Source organism: Mycoplasma imitans ATCC 51306, assembly GCF_000518305.1.
Taxonomy (GTDB): Bacteria; Bacillota_I; Bacilli_A; order Mycoplasmatales; family Mycoplasmoidaceae; genus Mycoplasmoides; species Mycoplasmoides imitans.
In genome coordinates, this window is the sequence record NZ_JADI01000012.1 from 1 (window position 1) to 19,014 (window position 19,014).

Consider the following 19,014-nt stretch of genomic DNA (forward strand, 5'->3'; position numbering starts at 1 on the left):
CTTCTTCTTCTTCTTCTTCTTCTTCTTCTTCTTCTTCTTCTTCTTCTTCTAGAAATAAAGGGTTTTGCTTATTTTTATAGTACTTATTAAAAATAATGTTATTAATATATTTATTAAAAATATAAAAGCACTAGAATTATTTAATCTAGTGCTTTATACAAAATTTAGTTTTAACTAAAATAACTAACATAACTTTTTCTTAAAGTGAATTGCAAATCACCAAGATAAGGTGCGTTACCATTATCTAGTTCACTCAAACCTGTAACAACTACTTTATTTAAACCTTTTACTAAAGTTAATGCGGATTTTTGAATATCAACAGTATAGCCATTTTTATTGCTATTAGTATTAGATGCATCTAATGTGTTAAAAGATGCTAACAATTTTTTCTTCTCCATTATCAGATTTTAAGTTTCTTATCTCAACAATATTAGCGCTTGCACCAGGTGTAGAAAAAGTTAACCCTCTTTGAGTTGGTGAATTGTAGTATCCGCTTATAGTATATTCACCAGCTAACGGTGAGTTAAGATAAAATATAAAATTTCTACCTATTTTATCATTAACATTAACAGTAGGTGTGGCTGCTTCATATTCAACAAGAACACCATCATCATTAAGTTGTTTTCGTTGTTAAAGTGCAGACACTTAAAAATCATAATACGCTAAGTGCATATTTAAATAAATTGAATCCTTTCATATATTTCATATTTAGGAATGAGTTAAGTATTTTTATAGTTAAAGCAGAACTATTAAGTTAGATATATATCTAGTGATTAAAAACAACTCGACACATCTTATAATCTTGTATCTCAACAAATTTAGGATCGTATCAAAGTTTTTTAAGTAAATAACTAATAATTGGTGAGATGATAATTTATAGAAATTATAAATAAACAAGCTAATTGTGTAAGGCTTTGTTTAACCATAAAATTTTTATAACCCTTTATAAATCAAGTTCAAGCCCAATTTTTTACTAAACCAATTTCACTAGAAAAAACATAAAAATTAACGCTTACAACAAGCGTCAATTATTAAATGAATAACCTGAACTTTTATAAATAATAACCTTTACTTCTAGCTAACTTCTTAGCCTTCAATAACCTTAACTTATTGATCGCTTCTTTGTTATTATTTCTTTTTCTTTTATCTTTTTCTAATTCTTTTAAATAATCGCCATCATCACATTTGATAATAAAAGAAAAGAAAGAAAAAGGATTAATTTGGTTGCGAGTTATTTTAATCGTATTAAAAATATCATTTCTAAACTTGCGATAAACAAAGCTATACCAATAAGTTAAATACATATAACTAAAGAATAAGAAGATTAATAGATTGCCTGTTAAAAATAATGAAACAATCTTATCAACATTCTTAGGATCGCTAATTGGATAAAAGTTATCTGTTAAAAAAATTAATAAGTTTGCTCAGATAACAAAAGATAATCAAACTGCTAGATAAAGGATTAAAAAAACCAACCAGTTATCACCTCCTGATTTTAAATACTGGTGCTTAAGTTTGTTATAAACCAATTTTTCATTAGTTTTTTCACTTTTAAAGATAAAATAAAAAAAACCAAGGATCGGGATTATATAGATCCAACTAAAAACCATCTGTTTTAAGTAGTATTTAGCTTGTTGGCTCGCACTATAAAAAAAGAACTCCTGCCAGTTTAGATTTTCAGGTTTTTTTGTTTTGGCTAACTTATGGTTTTGCCAATTCTTTGGTAAACTATTGTTAATACGAACGATTCTTTGTGGAACCATAGTTGTTTGATCTATTAGTATCTTTTATTGATGGTGATCACTATTTAGGTTTTTTACCAATATTTTGTTGATCGTAATAAGAACCAGTAAAGAAATTAATTAATACTGGTATAGTTCATTCATAAAAGTATTTTTGAATATCATTCTTAACAACATTTCTATCATTGATGATACTGTACAAGATTCCAGTAAGGGGAAAACTTGGAATCGGTTGAACAGCACTACCAGTAAGCGCCTTACCAAAGTAGTCATAAACATTCTTATCATCAGTAGAATTAGTTTTTACATAAATACTTGTATAAGGACTTAGTGACCCAGCTGAAGATTCTAAAAAAATACTAGCATTAGTTAATACCACACCTTTTGTTTGGGGATCAATCATGATCTTTGAATTTGCTGAAGTTCTAACTGAAATCCCAACTTCAGTTGGCACATTCCCAAATAATTTATGTACAGCAATCAGATCAGCTTTAATACTTGAAACAAAAGCAAAATTGTCCTTATTAACAAAGTATGCATTATCTACTTCAGCGTGGTATTGTTTAAAAAATCCACTAACGATTCCGATCTTTTGATAACGGTATAGCAAAATTCTTTCGGTTAACTCACTTAATCATGAACCATGAAATACCGGATAGAACGACATAAATGAGCTTAGGATGTCATCTAACATATTGCGATCAAGATTTTTATAAATAAAATCATTGAACTCTTCTCAGTTAGTCGAATCCACCTTAGCCTTCTTTAATCTTTCAACTATTTTGAATGGATAATTATCATAAACAGTTGGAATCAGCGGAACGTCTTTACTATCCCCGCTATTAGCAGCATGAAAATCTAAAGCCACATTAGGAATTATCGCATTCGGATTTTCTTTTAGTAACTTCTCTTTAGAAGCTGCTAAAAACTTCTGATCTTTTTCAAACTTATTCCGCGTTTTATCGTTATTTTTCTTATTATTATATAAACCAAAAAGCGGTATGTTAACTAATGGCACAACAGTAGCCAAAATCAAAAAGCCAATTAATCCTACTGTAATCTTAATTGGTTTTTTGGTTTTGGTTTTCTTTAGCTTTTTATTAGCCGACCTGTTTAACATAATACTCCATATTATAAATAATTAGCTACTAATATATCTATTCGAGCTAGATACTTCCATTAGTTAATTACATTACAATTAATAAGCTAATATACATATACGAATTATACAAAATATTATATAAATAAAAAGTTGTCGACTGATTTTTATTATATTAATATTTATAATATTACCTAGATTATGAAACGGGCAGATTATTGCGTGATCGGGATTGGACGCTTTGGAATTAAGGTTGCGTCTAAGCTCAAAGAATTAGGTTGTAAGGTGCTAATTCTTGACAAAAATAAAGAAAAGATTAATTTAGAAGCTAAACGGTTTGATTATGCCATCCATTTAGATGCTACTGATATTATGTCATTAGCTGATGTGGCAATCAATAATTTTGGTACAGTAATCTTATCAGTAAGTAGTATTGAAGAATCAATTATTATTGCAACCAACTTACGTGAACTAAAAGTTAAGAACATCATTGCCAGAGCAAAAAACGATGTACACAAAAGAGTGCTAAAAACCTTTGGGGTAAAAGAAGCTGTAATACCTGAAGAAATCGTGGGTGAAAACGTGGCGATGAGAGTAGTACACAGTATTAATAGTGAAATTATCTCAATCGATGAAGATATCTCACTAGTTAGGGTGTATGCTAGCTCTAAAGATGTTGTTAATAAAAAACTAATCGATATCGATGTAAGAAACAAATCTAAAGCTAATATCATCTCAATTACCAGAGAATATAAAAACATCTATCCGATTACAGCTGAGACAATGATCTTAAAAAACGATCTAATTACTGCAGCTTGTAACAATGCTGACATCTCTAAGTTTTTAAAACTTATGAGTTCAGATAATTCTTAAAATAAAACCTTAAAGCTATGTACAACCATAATTTAATTGAAAAGAAATGACAAAAGGTCTGAAATGATCATAATATTTATTCTTATCAATTTGATAAGAATAAACCTAAATACTATATTCTTGATATGTTTCCCTATCCTAGTGGAAAAGGGCTTCATATGGGTCACGTTAAGGCGTATATGGCAACTGATGTGATCTCAAGATGAAAAAATGCTTTAGGTTTTAATGTGCTACACCCAATGGGATGGGACGCTTTTGGTTTGCCAGCTGAACAATATGCGATTCAAACTAATAACCATCCAGCTAAATTTACTCAAGAAAATATTGATAACTTTAGAACCCAACTTAAACGTCTTGGATTTAATTATGATTATCGTTTAGAAGTTGATACTACTAATCCTAATTATTTTAAATGGACACAATGAATCTTTAAGAAATTATATGAGCACGGTTTAGCTTATCAAGATGATATTGAAGTTAACTGGTGTGAACAGTTGGGTACGGTGTTAGCAAATGAAGAGGTGCTAACTGATGAAAACGGCAATAAGATCTCTGAACGCGGATCTTATCCGGTTGTTAAGAAAAAAATGCGACAATGGGTGCTAAAAATCACTGCGTTTGCTGATCAATTAATTGATGATCTTGAACAATTAAACTGACCTAATTCAATTAAAACGATGCAAGCTAATTGAATTAATCGATCAGTTGGTGCGACAATCAAGTTTCAGATTGACCAGTTAAACAATCAATTCATTGAAGTGTTTACTTCAAGAGCTGATACGATTTTTGGTGCTAGTTTTATTGCAATCAGTTTAGACCACGAGATAGTTAAGCAAAATTTAATAACTGATAAAAATCCTGAGATTGAACAATTTATTAAACAAAACAGTATTGATCAAACTGTAAGATATCAAGGAATTAATACAAACTATTACGTGATCCACCCGATTACGAATAAGAAGTTACCTATCTATATTGCTGATTATATTGTTAGTGACTATGGAACAGGTGCAATCATGGGAGTACCTGCTCATGATGATCGTGATTATCAGTTTGCTAAACAATACAATCTAGAGATCATCCCCGTAATTAAGTCTAGTGATTATCCTTATATGTTGGATGGTGAACACATTAATTCAGATTTTATTAATGGGTTAAATAACGAACAAGCAATTGATAAAGTAATTGCTTATTTACAAAAACACAATCTAGGGACTAAAAAAACTAATTACAAACTACGGGACTGAATCTTTTCACGACAAAGATACTGAGGTGAACCTTTCCCTGTATTGTTTGATGAAAATCACAATATCTTTCTTTTAAAAGATAGCGATCTACCACTTAGATTACCTGATCTAACTGATTTTTCACCTAATAAAGACGGTTTGCCACCACTTGCTAATGCTAGTGATGAATGATTACATCCAGTAATTGATAATAAGAAATATCGACGTGAAGTAAATACGATGCCTCAATGAGCTGGATCTTGTTGGTATTATCTAGCTTACATCTTGAAATTAACCGATCTGAATAAAACTGAAAAAGATCAGAACTATATTCCATTAGATAGCCCGCAAGCCAAAGCATTATTTGATCACTTTATGCCAGTTGATCTTTATGTAGGCGGACAAGAACATGCCGTATTGCACTTACTGTATGCAAGATTTTGGTACAAATTCTTGCATAAGATTAACGTAGTAAGTTCTAATGAACCGTTTAGTCAACTGATTAACCAAGGAATGATTCTAGGTGAAGATAATACGAAGATGTCAAAATCTAAAGGTAATATTATCAACCCCGATGATCTAATCTTATCTCATGGTGCTGATACGATTCGCACTTACGTGATGTTTATGGGACCAATTACTGCTAGCTTGGGATGAAACTCAAACGCGGTTAATGGAACTAGAAAGTTTCTAGAAAGAGTTTATAACCTATTTGATAAGATCGAAATTAATGATTTACCAACAGAACAACTAAATTATGATTATCATAATTTCTTAAAGAACGTTAATAAACATCTAGAAAACTTTGAATTCAATCTGGTTGTTAGTGAGATGATGATCTTTATTAATGCTTGTTATAAACAAACCCAGCTTAATAAAGAGATGATGACTAATTTTTTAATTGTTTTATCATTCTTCGCTCCTTATTTAGCTGAAGAATTAAATAGTAAACTAAACAACCAAACATTATTATTTAAAATGAATTTAGCTAAATGAGATGAATCTTACTTAATTAAAAATGTAGTAACAATCTCATGTAGTGTTAATGGTAAGTTTAAATTAGTTCACGAGTTTGCAATCAATTCAGATGAACAAGAAGTAAGTAAGTTCTTCTTAGAACAAGATATTATCAAGCGCCAACTACAAGATAAAAAGTTAGTTAAGACGATCTTTGTTAAAAACAAAGTAATTAACTTTATTGTTAAATAAACTCATAAGCATAAAAAAAATATAAGCAGATAAAGGGGTAACTGCTTATATTTTTTTGTTAATCTCGAGTTTATACTCAATAATATTGTAATATATCTATTTGAAATTTCAATATCAAAGTTATATTGTTGGTTATTAACCAACTTTTTTGTATTTGAAATGTAATGTGTGTTTGCCTACAACGTGTTTGTGGATTGCATGCATGAAATCACCAACGTAGAAAGGCTCATTTAAGTGGTGTTTTTGCGTACGGTGATTTTTGTGGTAAGCTAAATCTTTAGCTTCTACATCTAACCCATAAACAGTTACAGTGTAAGTGTGATCTGCATTTGGTGGATAGCAACCAAAATACATTAATGAGTTTTCAGAAGAAGTTGAAGTAAATCCTTCTGGTAAAATTCCACCTAAATTTGGATTAGTTTTGTTGTTAGCCACTAATGTTTTGTTAACACTTGAGTTATGACCTTGTCATAAGATTGCTTCAGAATATGTCGGTTGTTTAGAATCTAATCATTTCTTATGATCTAAGTATGATTGGTTTTCTGGAATGTGATTAGTTTTAACATTTACTGCAATTCAGTGAATGAAACTAAAACCAATTACTTCAGCTGCATCAAAGTCTTCAATCATTACTGCATAACTTTTAGCATTAGGGATCTTTTCTCATGATAGATCTAATGAGAAAGAGGGGAATGGTGTGTTGTTCTTGTTATCATGAGCACCACCGTGTAAAGCTAGATAACCATCTGATCCAACCATCTTTGATCAGATCTTGCTATTATTACCAATTGAATATTTTTTCATCGTTTATATACCACCTTAATTTGGTTTGTACCAGAAGTGTAATTCGTGTTCACCTACTGCATGGTGAATAATCTTTTTATTTAGATCAGATAAACTAAAGTGCTTTGGAAGTTCTAGTTTCTCAACATCTAGTCCATATACTCTAATTGTATATAGGTGCGTATCATCTGGTGGAAGGGGTGGTAGGTAATCACTAGCAGCTTGTGCTGTGTTTTTAAAAGCACCTGGAACACACTCAATTAAAACACCTTTAGAACTTTCAGTTTGTCCTTGAGCGGTTGAGTTTAAACCTTGGATAATGTTCTTGTCGTTAATATTAGCAGCATATGCTAATTTATTTTCTTTAACATTAGCCACAATTCAGTGTGTAAAAGATTGACCAATCACACGAGATGCTTCATAGTCAACCATTACGATTGCATAGCTTTTAGCACCATCAATTTTTTCTCATGTTAAATCTAAACTTTCATAACGATTGTTGTTTAGTTTAACAGTTTCATTTTTTAAATAAACACCATCTGCTGTTTCTTTAAAACAACTTGATCAGATGGAACCATTTTTTCTTACGTCCATATTAATTATTTACCTAAAACAACTGTAAAAAATTACAGTTAATAAAACTATAAAACTTATTTATTTTTATTTATAAAAATTGCTTTAGATTAATTAATATTATTAATTAAAATTCGACTTGATCTGGGTGAAGATTTAACCCGCCAATATCAGTCAATTCATCAATTATCTTAACGTCGTTTTGATTAATTCAAAAATTAAATACATCAAAATTAGATTTGATCCGTTCGAAAGTCTTAGATTTTGGTAGGGGAACAATATCTTTTTGCAGAATTCAATTAAGGATTAATTGAGGTACTGTTACTTCGTATTTTTTAGCTAGTTCAACTAACTGTTTATGCTCTAAAATCTTAGATTGAGAAAACGGCGATCATGCTTGAACTACGATATTGTTCTTCTTACAATAATCAACAATTTCAGGTTGCATATACCCAGGATGGAATTCTAGTTGGTTTACCATCGGTAAGATCTTTGCGCTTTTTTTCAAAGCTTCTAGATGATGAACTAAGAAGTTACTTACCCCGATTGCTTTTATCTTACCTTCAAGATACAACTCCTCCATTGCTTTTCAAGTTTGCGCGTTAACTTCTTGCCAATTGTTCTTAAAGTTATTACCTATTGGTCAATGAATTAATAATAGATCTAAATATTCTAGATCAAGATCATTTAAGATCTTCTTAAAAGCTAATTTAGTTGATTCATAACCTTTATCATCGTTTCAGATCTTTGATGTTACAAAGATCTCTTTACGATCTACGTTAGATAGTTTGATTGCTTGACTCACAGATTTTTGGTTCTTATATATCTCAGCACAGTCTATATGTCGATAACCTACTTCTAAAGCATGTCTTACAGCATCCACGGTTTGTTGGCCTTCTTCTAACTTATAAGTTCCAAAGCCAATACTAGGCATCTTGTAGTTATTAGCTAATAAATTGTATTTCATATCTTTGTTTTCTTATTACACTATCTTTATAACATATCATAAGTTTTTATCTTTATAGATAAGATCAAGATCAACAAAACTGATTAATCTAAACTTTTAGATCGATCCTGATTACTAAAATGTTTTATTATAGACTATTTATTTAATAAAAAGGCAAAATATCCTTTATAATATTCATAAAAACTTATTAAGTTATAGTTATTAATGAATAATAAAGTTGATCTTGGTCTTTTATACAACGATTTGAACTGTAATATTCAAGATCGTTTTAAGCTAACTTAATTCTTTGTTTTATATAAGATAAAATAATTAGATAAAAAAACTAAACGATAAATTGATTGATACAACACCATGGTGTTTAATAAAACTAAAGACTTACTCATAAGCAAACCAAAAGTTTATATTAATCTAAAAAGCAATATGATTGCTAACCTACTTGGTGTCGAATTAAGTAGTGTTATCTTGCAAATCGAATACAATTGGCAATCACCTCATTCTCACAAGAAAAAGTTGATTAAAAAGCTTGATCGTTTAATCGATAAGAGCTGAAACAGCGATTTAAAAAAGGTGATTAAAAAGTTTAAACGCTTACATAAGTGAGAAGAAAAAGAAGTCGATTATTTTGCTTCAAGAATCATTAATATGCAAAATAATGAACATAACCTATTTTTAAGTAGTCGAAAACCTGGGCGTTAGTTATAATTTGTGCTACAATATTAATGTAATTACATTGCACAAAACTAACAAAAAATATTAAGCCTTCTCCGGCTTAATATTTTTTTGTTTCTATGTATGTAATCAATTAAGATAAGTTTTTCTTATCTTTAGGCGCTGAGATCGGTTTATCATCTTTGTCGTCTTCGTCTTTAACACCGTAATCGTAATTGAAAATTGCATCACCATATACGGCTTGAAGTTTTTCCATGAACTCAGCTACTTTTCTTACTTCATCAGATGCTCTAGGGTCGTTTACGATATCTTCTTGAATTTTTTCAAATACCCCTTCAAAATTATTCGTATTAAAGTTAGATAGATCAATTTGTTCAGCCCCTACGATGTTCTTTGTGTAATTTAATAGATCGTTATAAGCAGCCATTTTATCAAAACCTAGAGCCACTAATAGTTGTGACTCTGTCACATCATCTGAAACGTTTAGACGTTTTTTTAATTCTTCTTTAGAGATCTTTAGTTTTTCTGCTAGTTTATTTAACATCGTTTTGTTCACCACCTTCTTGTATTTCTTTAATTAACGCTTTGGCGATAATTAGTTGTTTAATCTGGTATTTAGTTATTTTAAAAAAAGAATTATGTCTTCTAAAAAATAAATTTGCGTTGTAAGTTAATTCTTGGAAATTATTACGCTGTTTAATGTGCAAGAAGAATCCCAACATTCCAAACCCTAGAATGATTACAAAAGCCATTAAAAACAATCTTGATGATGTTTCCTGAGTTGTGTTTGTTTTATCAGTAGTAGAATCACCATTATTCATATTAGGTGGTGCATCAAATGCATTAGTGTTTGTTAAAGTCAGATAAATTCCCACACCAAAAACGATTACACCAACAATAAAACCAACCAGAATCATGATCAATGGTTGTTTTTTATTTTTAATACAGCTGTTAATGTCGTGAATTATTTCGCTAGCGTTCCGATTGGATCTCATGGTTCTAATAATATTACAGGTTTATCAAACTCTTTAGTTAATTTTAACTGATCAACTAATTCATTAAATGATTGTTGGTTGATTGCTACTTGATAAGTATATTTTTTGAAATAAGAATCTGAAATTACAAAGTACCCAGCGTGACCTAGATCTTGACCTCAAGAGTTTTCAATCTTTCACTTATGAATAGTTAATTTATCCATAGCTTCTACTAAATATTGGTAAGCTTGCTTGTTTTTATTAGCTTTAATTAACTTATTAAACTCTTGATCAATCTTATTAAATTGGTCTAAATCAAGATCAACTCCAGTAATCAACATTGCATGGTTGATTGATGATAATCAATAATCTAACTGATCATTCTTAGATAAACTTAGATCAACATTAAATAATGTTTCATAATCAAATGATCGATCATCTCAGAAAGTTCTAGCTTCGTTTAGGTAGATATTCTTAACTTCACAACCAAACCATACAGGTTGCTTATTGATTAATTGTTTAATCGTTAGATAACTAAACAATCCTTGTTCAACGTTGTAGTGTAATGTGTCTTCTGATTCAATTACATTATTTAAATATTTAACACTAAAGGTTTGGTTAAACGGTTTGTTGTTAGCTGGTGCGTTGATTACTGAAACAAAACCTTGTTTTTCGATTAAATCTTTAAAGTATTTTTGATAAAAACTTAAAGGTGTTAAGTTAGTTTCAACAATCTTATTAGGCACGTAATTGAAATGAGATTCTGATTTATCAGCACTATCGTGTTTGATTAGTTTAGTATAACTAAAATCAAACTTAGTTGGCAGTTCACCATAAATTGAACTTAATAGATAAAATATTTCATCTAACGCTTTTGTTTTGATTTTTTTAAGTTCAGCCAAAGACTTATCTTTGTTTTGAATAATCTTGCTTGCTGCTTGATTTAGTTTTAAATTAATCAAGTAGTTAAGTTGGGTTGTTGAAGCTGAGTTAGCAGTATCAGGCATTACTGATTTAGGCACCAAACCATATTTTTTAATTAAGTTGGTTAACATACTTCATTGACCACCATCAGCCACACCATTTCTTAAAATAAATGATAAAGTGCGATCGCTTAACTTGTTATGTCTTAGTTCAGTAACAGTTTCTAAGAAATAATTTGATTTCTCAAACTTATCTCAAAAAGCTAGATAGCTTTGAGATAGTTCTAAATCATCAACATTTAGTTGTTTAGCTAAATGATATCTTAATAGGTTTAATCCCGCAAAGATTCAACATCTTCCAGTTTGGAATTGGTTAGTTATTGGTTGTGCGCTTAGATCAACATTAAATGAGAATGAGTTCTTAGAAAAATTATAACCGTTATATGATACCGCTTTTACACCTGTGGTATGCAAGATGTTAGTTAGTTGTTTATTAAATTTAGAACGTGATAAGTTTTGTAACTGTTTTAGTGACTCTTTTAGTTGTAATTTAGCCATTATTTAACTCCTTTAATGTTAGTACCTAATGGGTCATAACCATCTATTAAGATTGGTTTAGAATTTAAACCTTGTTTTAAGATCTCTTTAGTTTTTAATTGTTTAATTAAACCAATTAAATCTTGATCAACAAATTTTGGATTAGCAAAGAAATCATCTGCAGCTTTAGTTGAGATTACAATATCAATTAAATAATCATCAAATCACTTATCGTTCATGTAGAAGAAACCTTTGTTACCAACTTTTTCACCTCATGAGTTTTCAATCTTTCATTTTTTGAAAACAAATGTTTCACTTAGTTCTGATACAAATTGGTATTGATCAAAATTATTAAGTTTAGCGTATTTTTTAGCTAATTCTTTTTGTTTGGTTAATGTTTTAGCTTCGTCAAAATCTACTCCACATAAAGTCATCGCATGGTTAGATGAGATGAAGTGATTTCTTACTTGTTGGTTACGATCCACACTAAAATCAATATTAAATAATGCGTCGTAATCAAATTGTTGGTTATCAAATCCACCAGTTTTGTTGTTACGGTAGTGAGTTACATCACAAGCAAACCACATAGTTTGCTTAGAAATTAGGTTTGCTAGCGCAAAAAACTTAAGAATTTTTCTATCTACATTTAAGAATGTAAAGTTATCGAATTCATACACGTTGTTTGAATCTTTTAATGTGTATTTTTGGTTAACTTTGTAATCGGTAGTATTCCCAATTGTTCATAGGTCTAAGAAATCATAGTTTTCAAATTTAACGTATTTCTTAGCAAACTCTAATGGCGTAATTCTTTTAATGTGAGAAAACTCAGTTTTGATTTCTTTTAAATCTTGTTTAGCTTTTTCTTCTTGTTGTTCAGCTTCTGATTTCTTTTCTTCAGCTTTAGTTTGAGTTGACTTCTCTTCTTTGTTTACTAAATCTTTTTTAAGATCTTTATTTTCTTCGTCTTTTTTAGCATCAGCAATATATTGTCAATCAAATCTAGTTGGAACAGGTCCGTATGCTAAAACAAGCATTTCTAACACTTTTTTTAGCGTTGAGCTAACCACTTCTTTTTGTTTTTGAGGTGATTTTTTATTAGCACGAATCTCCTTAGTTGCTTTAATTAATAAAACCTGTAGTAATTCATTAAGAATAAAAGTGTTATGACCAGAAAAGCTATCTGGCATCACTTCTTGAGGAACAACACCATATTTCTTAATTAAGTTTTCAAAAAAACCGTATCAACCACCATCTTGTCCAGCTGATTGCAATTCAGCTTTAAGATCGCGATCATCAAGTTGAACATCAACTTTTTCTACCATACGGTTTAAGAAAACATTAGCTCTTTCATATTTGTCCCAAAAATCCATATATGTTTGTGAAAACACAAAATTAGATACTTTTAGGTTTTCTGAAGTTTGTCTTCTTAGTGGGTTTAGACCAGCAAAGATCCAGCAACGACCACTCATATCTTGGTTGGTAATTGTTAAACTAGATTTGTGCGCATCTACTAAAAAATCAGTAATGTTTTTATCAGGATTAAAAACATTAGCAGCCATTACATTAATATCATTAGCCACTAGTGCATTTCTTGTTAAGATGTACTCACGCTTTTTTTGGTAACTTAAATTTTTCTTTAAGTATTTTTGAAAATCAATTTTATTATTTTTGTTCATATTTTATTTAATACTTTCTTAGGCTTTTACTAATCTCACGTTCTTTGATAGTTTGTCGTTTATCGTGACGTTTCTTCGGTCGCGCTAAATGGATACTGACCTTAATTTTGTTTCTAACAAAATAGATCTGATAAGGAATTATTACAAGCGCTTGTTGTTTTCTCATTAGATCAATTTTTAAGATCTCGCTTTTGTGTAAAAGTAATTTCCTTGTTCTGGTTTCATTTAACACTTTAGAGGTGTCAAACTTGTATTTGGGAATCAATAAATTTAGGATATATGCTTCGTTCTTACGAATAATGATATAGCTGTCATCAAGCTTACCGTGGTGTAAAGCTAATGATTTTACTTCATTTCCTCTTAAGCTAATGCCAGCTTCATATTTATCTAATAATTCGTAGTTATATTTAGCTTTTTTATTATTAACTAATAATCGCATTAATGGTTAGGTCGCTTCTTCTTAAAGAGATTTAATGTTAACTTGGTATTCAATTTAAAGAAAGTGTAAATACTAGCTAAATTAAGAATAAAGAATAAAACAATTAATAGATAACCAAAAAGATCAATCCCTAATTCATAAACGTTATTTGGCAATTCTTTAGTAATCTTAAAAGCATAACCAAAAGATTGACCAACATTAATTTGTTTAGAAGCATCAGGGAATTGAGTAAAGTCAGTCATCACTAATCCAAGGATAAAAATAATCCCACTAATTAGAATGAAAAAACTATAACCAAAAGCTTTGTAATTAAAGATTACTCGTGGCTTCTTTTCTAAACTTAGGTAATTTTGATCTTTAAAACTATAACCATAATAGAAAAGCACGCTCACCATGTTGATTAAAAAGAAGATAATACAACTAATCCCATATGAGGTTAACCTTAATGAAGCACTAGTGCGCATGTGCGTTCCTATTAATGGATCATTATTAGGCTGATAGATTCAAAATAATCCGATTACACCACCGTTGGTAGAATCAAATTGTTTTGGATAAAGTGCTCCAATAAAAATTAGTAAAGATAGGATCAACAAACTTAAGCTAAAAATTATTGCGCTAATAAATCTTCATAAATCAACTTTAATAAGCGGTAATATCTTTGAAGGTTTTTTATTTTTTTCTAGCTCTTTTTTAAGCTCGTTAATCTTACTGTCAATATCTTCGTGTTGGAATTTGAACATTTTGATTAAAGTTTCATTCTTTTAATATCTTTAGATAGTCAAATTGCTTTATCAGCTTTGACTTGGATCATATCTTCGATTCTGATTCCGCCAACATTAGGAATATAGATTCCTGGTTCGATAGTTACGATTGAATCAACTCCTAATTTTTGGGTATAAGAGCTTGCTACATTTGGTTTTTCGTGAATATCAATCCCAACACCGTGACCTGTTGAGTGTGCAAATAGACCTTTGAATTCAGTTTCATCAATGATCTTACGGCAAACCGCATCAACCTCTTGTCCAGTCATATCAGCTCTTGCTGCTTTAATTCCAGCTTGGTTTGATTTATCAACTAACTTATAAGCGTTAATTAACTTTTGGTTCTTAGGTTTGTTTAACACTCAAGTTCTTGTGATATCTGAACAAAAACCTTGATATATTGTTCCGAAATCAACAGTTATGAAATCACCATCTTTAAACTTACGGTTTGTTGGATGGTGGTGAGGTTTAGCTCCATTTGGACCTGATGCTACGATTGGATCAAATGAGTTCTTTTCACCCCCAGCTTCAACTAAAGCAAAAGTAACTAATTTAGCTAATTCGATCTCAGTCATATTAACCTTAATCATATCAGTTAACTTATTACCAACTTCTTTAGTAATATCAATTACTTTTTTAAGCTTCTTAATTTCACTAGGAGTTTTAATCGATCTTAGACTTTGAGTATCAATCGGAGTTTGCTTTTCACTAATTTGATCTAACATTGGTTGATATTGATATGTTAGATAATCACCTTCGATTAATAAGTGCTTTATCTTTAATTTTTTAGCAACATCACTTAACACGTTAGCTGCTAATAAAACTACTTCAGTGTTTTTAATCGCTTTACTCGCTGCTAAATAATAACGAGCGTCGATAATTAAAACTGACTTAGTGTTAGTTACTAATAAATATCCAGCAGTAGAAGCAAATTCTGTAAACCATAAACGGTTTTGATCAGAAGTTAATAAAATCGCATCAGCATTGTGTTGCTTTAGCGCTTTTTTGATAATGTCGTGTTTAAATTGAAAATCAGCAATTAACATTACTTACGTTTCACCTCTTTGTGAACAGTAGTTACACGACATCTAGAACAGTATTTGTTTAGACTTAATTTTTCAGGGTTTTTCTTTGCATTCTTTCTTGTGATGTAGTTAATTTCATTACAAGTGTTGCAACCTAATCTGGTACCACGTTTTTGTGCCATTTTTATTCTTTCCTTATTTATTCTTATAAAACGTTTTTATATTTTAATTTTTTATTAAAAAAATGCAAATGTAACAGCAAATAACGACTGCAAGACAGCCGTTATATGTTTTATTAATATTTATTGTAATAAATAATTAATCTCTATGATAATTAAATGCTTATCAGCTCATTTGTATGCAGTAATCATTGTAGAAATTATAAGTAATTAGCTAAGATTCTAGACCAAGGTAAAGATTTAACAATTTTGTAGTATTTATTTCAATTCCCTTTTTTACGCAATTTAACACCAAATATAAAACGGTGTTTATTTAAAACAAGAAAGTTCATCAGATTGCATTCTATTCTAGTAATAAATATTATGCATATATTACTTAAGCGTTAGCGCTGTAAACACAAAAACTTGAATTTTATCTTGGCAAGATTTCATCTATAAAGGCTTAATACACTTCAGCATTTTGGCGTTAATTATTTCGTTTTTCAAAAACATTTAATCATTTATATTTTTAATCAAAAATAAGGTTTTGTATTGTTTATTTTTTCATTTTTTTAGTCGTGATTGAATTGATAATTAATAATATTTTTTCTAATTATAAATATTAAGTTTAACTATTTTTTTTATAAATTTACCGTTGATTTTATATTTTTTTTAATTCTTAAAAGGATTTTTATATAACTATGTTTAGTTTGCAAATTTTACGTAACAGTTTATTTGTCAAGCATTAATAGCTTAACAAAATTGAACTACTTTTATTAATTGTTTTTGGATACGTTTCAAATTAAGTTTGTATCCAATTACAAGAGTAAAACCCTGCATTTTTCTATAAGCGTTCTGTCTTTTAGGATCTAGCTTTTAAAATATGAAATTGAATCGAACTAAATGTTTCGTGATTGATTTGTATAAATCTAAGAATCACACATTTTAATGAGCTCTATATAAGGCTCATTTTGTTGAACAATAAACATTAGGATAAAACTCTCAATTGATCAAGAAACAATAGTAATCAATCATATCTTGATGTGTTGTTTGATAAAAATTTTTATAAAAATCATTCTTTTTACCGCAAAATATTTAAATTTATTTTTCTTTATTTTTATTTTTTGTTGAAAATTTACGAATTAATTTTGTAAAAAAAATCTTTTTGAATCTTGAAAAATATAAATTTGCAAAGGCGAACAAGCAAAAAGCAAAAATGACAAATAAAGCTAATATAAAATTGCTTATTTAATTTGTTAAATGGTTTTGTTTAAAAACAGATCAAAAAAATGATGCAAGCTTTTTAATAGATATTTGTTCTATTTTAATGCCTATTAAAAAGATAAAAAAGTTCAAGTGTTCAGATTAGATAAAATTATGTTTAGCACACACGAGCGACATAATCTTTATACAAAAGCAAGACAAGGCTTTGTTTATTTGGAGCAAGCCTTTTGAAATAATTAAAGCCATTAATTATTAATATAAATTGCAAGCGTTAGTATTTAAATAAAAACGGTAAAAACGAAATATTTATTAAGGATGTATATTAAGTCGATGTTTTAAAAATATCGATCAAAAATATACTACTATGAATCATTATGACAATAAAAAAGCGACTGATTATTTCAGCCGCTATATAAATTTAAAAATGAATAGAATATAAAAAATTATATAAGCAATTTTTTTATAAATTGCTTCTTATTAACTGCTAAATAATTTTAAGAAAGGTAATAAAATGCAGTTAAATAAACTTGAATGGAAACTTTTAATGGCGCGCCGAAAGGGATTCGAACCCCTGACAACAGGCTTAGAAGGCATGTGCTCTATCCAACTGAGCTACCGGCGCAGGTTAGAAGGTAATTTATTTATACCTTCTATTATTATATATTATTTTACTGTTATTATTCGCGAATTAATGGAATTACAAGATTGTTAACTCCACCATTAGTGCGAGCAAGTTCAGCCGAAGGTAAATAGTGAACAACTAGCCCTTGCTGTAATAACAATTGGTTGGTAACTTTATTGCGATCATAAACAATTACTTCAGTAGGTTTGATCATCAACACCTCTAGTGCACTGTTATTTGATTCGCTAATCGAATTGATTTCATCCCCACCACCAGAAAGAATGAACTTCGGTCTTCTTTTAATAATTAGTTCAATTAACGACTCAAAATTAATATCAATCTCTTTGAAGTCTAACTTGTTTAGACCATCAAGATCTTTTTGTTCAGAATCTAGTAACTCAAAGAATACCATCTCACCAACTGCTTTTTGATGAACAATAAACTTATCATAATCAAGTGATGAAATTAATTGATTGATGCTAATAAATTGATCACTGTTTTTTCTTGCACAAACGATAATTCTTAAGATCTTATTTTTAGGATCTTTGTATAAATTACGCGCAAATACTTCGATTCCCAAGATATTAGTGTGTTCAGACACACTAATTAATAATGTATCCTGGTTAACTAATAACAGATCATCGCTTGATAAATAACACTCATCATCATTTCTTGAAAAATAAAGATTAACATTATTAAATCTTGGATGAAACTTAATTAAGTATTCATAAAATAATGTGTGACGGTTGAAATATTCATCATTATGTTGATAAATTACTACTCCGTTACCCACAGTTCCAAAATATTTAGCTTGTAATAAGAAATCACACAGTGGCTTGATGTAATAAGCACTATCATCTAAAACTAAATCACTGAAACGGTTGATGATTAATGAAGGAACTTCGTTTTTTCTTACACCAGCAATCATTGCATTAATCATCTCTAGATTGCTATCAAAACTTCTAAAGTAATTAAATAAAGTATTAAATGCTGATAAGCTAGTTATCTTAGCTTCAACAATAAAACGTTTAATAAACTCTTCTTTTAATTCTTCGTCAATCTGATCTAAAGCTGATGCTAACATCAGATTTAAATAATGCACCTTAACATCATTCTTTTGTAAGATAGCACTTAAAATATCGTGCTCTCTTTGAATTCTTTCTAGATGCTTTGCGCTACTAAAAGTATTATTATCTTTTTTAATGATTCGTTCAACTTCAATACCTGGACGATAGATAATTGCTTCTTTTAATTTAGACGCATTATTATAAACATTAAAGTCTAAAGGCGCTTTTGCTTTTAGTTTTGTTTCACGATCATCTAAAGTGGTTAATTGGTTATTAACATTAACAATAGGTTTTTTATCTACTTTTTTAGTAGTTCTTTTTGTTACTTTTTTCTTAGCAACTTTTTCTACTTTTTCACTAGATAGTTTAGCTGATCGTTTCTTTGTTTTTTTCTTTTTAACTGCCACTTTTAAATCTTATATAAATATAACTTTATTATTATATTATTATTAAAAATAAATAATAAT

General features: G+C 29.3%; 19 protein-coding genes and 1 tRNA gene. 3 read left to right on the forward strand and 17 right to left on the reverse strand.

Annotated elements, in window-relative coordinates:
- Window positions 1-170: 170 nt before the first annotated feature.
- The 4 genes from P690_RS0101615 to P690_RS0101625 form a co-directional block, all read right to left on the reverse strand.
- Complete coding sequence (locus tag P690_RS0101615; protein ID WP_027122055.1) at window positions 171-398, reverse strand: hypothetical protein; 228 nt, start codon at window positions 396-398, stop codon at window positions 171-173.
- Window positions 367-552: a hypothetical protein gene (locus tag P690_RS04655; protein ID WP_084318511.1), complete on the reverse strand. Its 186-nt coding sequence runs from the start codon at window positions 550-552 to the stop codon at window positions 367-369. Before P690_RS04655 ends, P690_RS0101615 begins: the two co-directional genes overlap by 32 nt.
- Window positions 553-1,052: 500 nt before the next feature.
- The gene (locus P690_RS0101620; protein ID WP_027122056.1) at window positions 1,053-1,763 is read right to left on the reverse strand and encodes a hypothetical protein; all 711 of its coding nucleotides are present in this window, start codon (window positions 1,761-1,763) and stop codon (window positions 1,053-1,055) included.
- Window positions 1,764-1,803: 40 nt separating this feature from the next.
- Window positions 1,804-2,862, reverse strand: a complete 1,059-nt coding sequence (locus P690_RS0101625) for a hypothetical protein (protein ID WP_027122057.1) — start codon at window positions 2,860-2,862, stop codon at window positions 1,804-1,806.
- Between the two features lie 180 nt (window positions 2,863-3,042).
- Between P690_RS0101625 and P690_RS0101630 the strand changes: the two genes are divergently transcribed.
- Together P690_RS0101630 and leuS are read left to right on the forward strand one after the other, a co-directional pair.
- Window positions 3,043-3,714, forward strand: coding sequence for a potassium channel family protein (locus P690_RS0101630; protein WP_027122058.1), 672 nt, complete (start codon window positions 3,043-3,045; stop codon window positions 3,712-3,714).
- Window positions 3,715-3,731: 17 nt separating this feature from the next.
- Entirely contained in the window at window positions 3,732-6,149 is a 2,418-nt protein-coding gene (leuS, locus tag P690_RS0101635) for a leucine--tRNA ligase (RefSeq protein WP_027122059.1), read from the forward strand.
- Window positions 6,150-6,284: 135 nt separating this feature from the next.
- Here the strand turns inward: leuS and P690_RS0101640 are convergent, their stop codons facing one another.
- From P690_RS0101640 to P690_RS0101650, 3 genes are all read right to left on the reverse strand, one after another.
- Window positions 6,285-6,953: a YbhB/YbcL family Raf kinase inhibitor-like protein gene (locus tag P690_RS0101640; RefSeq protein WP_027122060.1), complete on the reverse strand. Its 669-nt coding sequence runs from the start codon at window positions 6,951-6,953 to the stop codon at window positions 6,285-6,287.
- A 15-nt stretch (window positions 6,954-6,968) separates the two neighbouring features.
- Window positions 6,969-7,526 carry a YbhB/YbcL family Raf kinase inhibitor-like protein gene (locus P690_RS0101645; RefSeq protein WP_036459518.1) on the reverse strand — a complete coding sequence of 186 codons (558 nt, stop codon included), beginning with the start codon at window positions 7,524-7,526 and terminating at the stop codon, window positions 6,969-6,971.
- A gap of 106 nt (window positions 7,527-7,632) precedes the next feature.
- Window positions 7,633-8,472, reverse strand: coding sequence for an aldo/keto reductase (locus P690_RS0101650; protein ID WP_027122062.1), 840 nt, complete (start codon window positions 8,470-8,472; stop codon window positions 7,633-7,635).
- 351 nt (window positions 8,473-8,823) lie between these two features.
- On the opposite strand from P690_RS0101650, the gene P690_RS0101655 reads away from it, so the two are divergent.
- The gene (locus P690_RS0101655; RefSeq protein ID WP_027122063.1) at window positions 8,824-9,168 is read left to right on the forward strand and encodes a hypothetical protein; all 345 of its coding nucleotides are present in this window, start codon (window positions 8,824-8,826) and stop codon (window positions 9,166-9,168) included.
- Window positions 9,169-9,274: 106 nt separating this feature from the next.
- Here the strand turns inward: P690_RS0101655 and P690_RS0101660 are convergent, their stop codons facing one another.
- From P690_RS0101660 to P690_RS0101705, 10 genes are all read right to left on the reverse strand, one after another.
- Window positions 9,275-9,685 (reverse strand): hypothetical protein, encoded by a 411-nt coding sequence (locus tag P690_RS0101660; RefSeq protein ID WP_027122064.1) that lies wholly within the window; start codon window positions 9,683-9,685, stop codon window positions 9,275-9,277.
- Window positions 9,675-10,136, reverse strand: a complete 462-nt coding sequence (locus tag P690_RS0101665; RefSeq protein ID WP_027122065.1) for a hypothetical protein — start codon at window positions 10,134-10,136, stop codon at window positions 9,675-9,677. The genes P690_RS0101660 and P690_RS0101665 overlap by 11 nt, the downstream gene beginning before the upstream one ends.
- Window positions 10,106-11,596 (reverse strand): C1 family peptidase, encoded by a 1,491-nt coding sequence (locus P690_RS0101670; protein WP_027122066.1) that lies wholly within the window; start codon window positions 11,594-11,596, stop codon window positions 10,106-10,108. Before P690_RS0101670 ends, P690_RS0101665 begins: the two co-directional genes overlap by 31 nt.
- Window positions 11,596-13,251, reverse strand: coding sequence for a C1 family peptidase (locus P690_RS0101675; RefSeq protein ID WP_027122067.1), 1,656 nt, complete (start codon window positions 13,249-13,251; stop codon window positions 11,596-11,598). Before P690_RS0101675 ends, P690_RS0101670 begins: the two co-directional genes overlap by 1 nt.
- Window positions 13,252-13,258: 7 nt before the next feature.
- Window positions 13,259-13,690, reverse strand: coding sequence for an SsrA-binding protein (gene smpB, locus P690_RS0101680; RefSeq protein ID WP_027122068.1), 432 nt, complete (start codon window positions 13,688-13,690; stop codon window positions 13,259-13,261).
- Window positions 13,690-14,430: a hypothetical protein gene (locus P690_RS0101685; protein ID WP_027122069.1), complete on the reverse strand. Its 741-nt coding sequence runs from the start codon at window positions 14,428-14,430 to the stop codon at window positions 13,690-13,692. The genes smpB and P690_RS0101685 overlap by 1 nt, the downstream gene beginning before the upstream one ends.
- 5 nt (window positions 14,431-14,435) lie before the next feature.
- Window positions 14,436-15,497, reverse strand: a complete 1,062-nt coding sequence (locus P690_RS0101690; protein WP_027122070.1) for an aminopeptidase P family protein — start codon at window positions 15,495-15,497, stop codon at window positions 14,436-14,438.
- Window positions 15,497-15,658: a 50S ribosomal protein L33 gene (gene rpmG / locus P690_RS0101695; RefSeq protein ID WP_027122071.1), complete on the reverse strand. Its 162-nt coding sequence runs from the start codon at window positions 15,656-15,658 to the stop codon at window positions 15,497-15,499. Before rpmG ends, P690_RS0101690 begins: the two co-directional genes overlap by 1 nt.
- Window positions 15,659-17,403: 1,745 nt before the next feature.
- Window positions 17,404-17,480: transfer RNA gene (locus P690_RS0101700), tRNA-Arg, on the reverse strand.
- Between the two features lie 55 nt (window positions 17,481-17,535).
- Window positions 17,536-18,954 (reverse strand): arginine deiminase family protein, encoded by a 1,419-nt coding sequence (locus P690_RS0101705; protein ID WP_027122072.1) that lies wholly within the window; start codon window positions 18,952-18,954, stop codon window positions 17,536-17,538.
- Window positions 18,955-19,014: the final 60 nt, after the last annotated feature.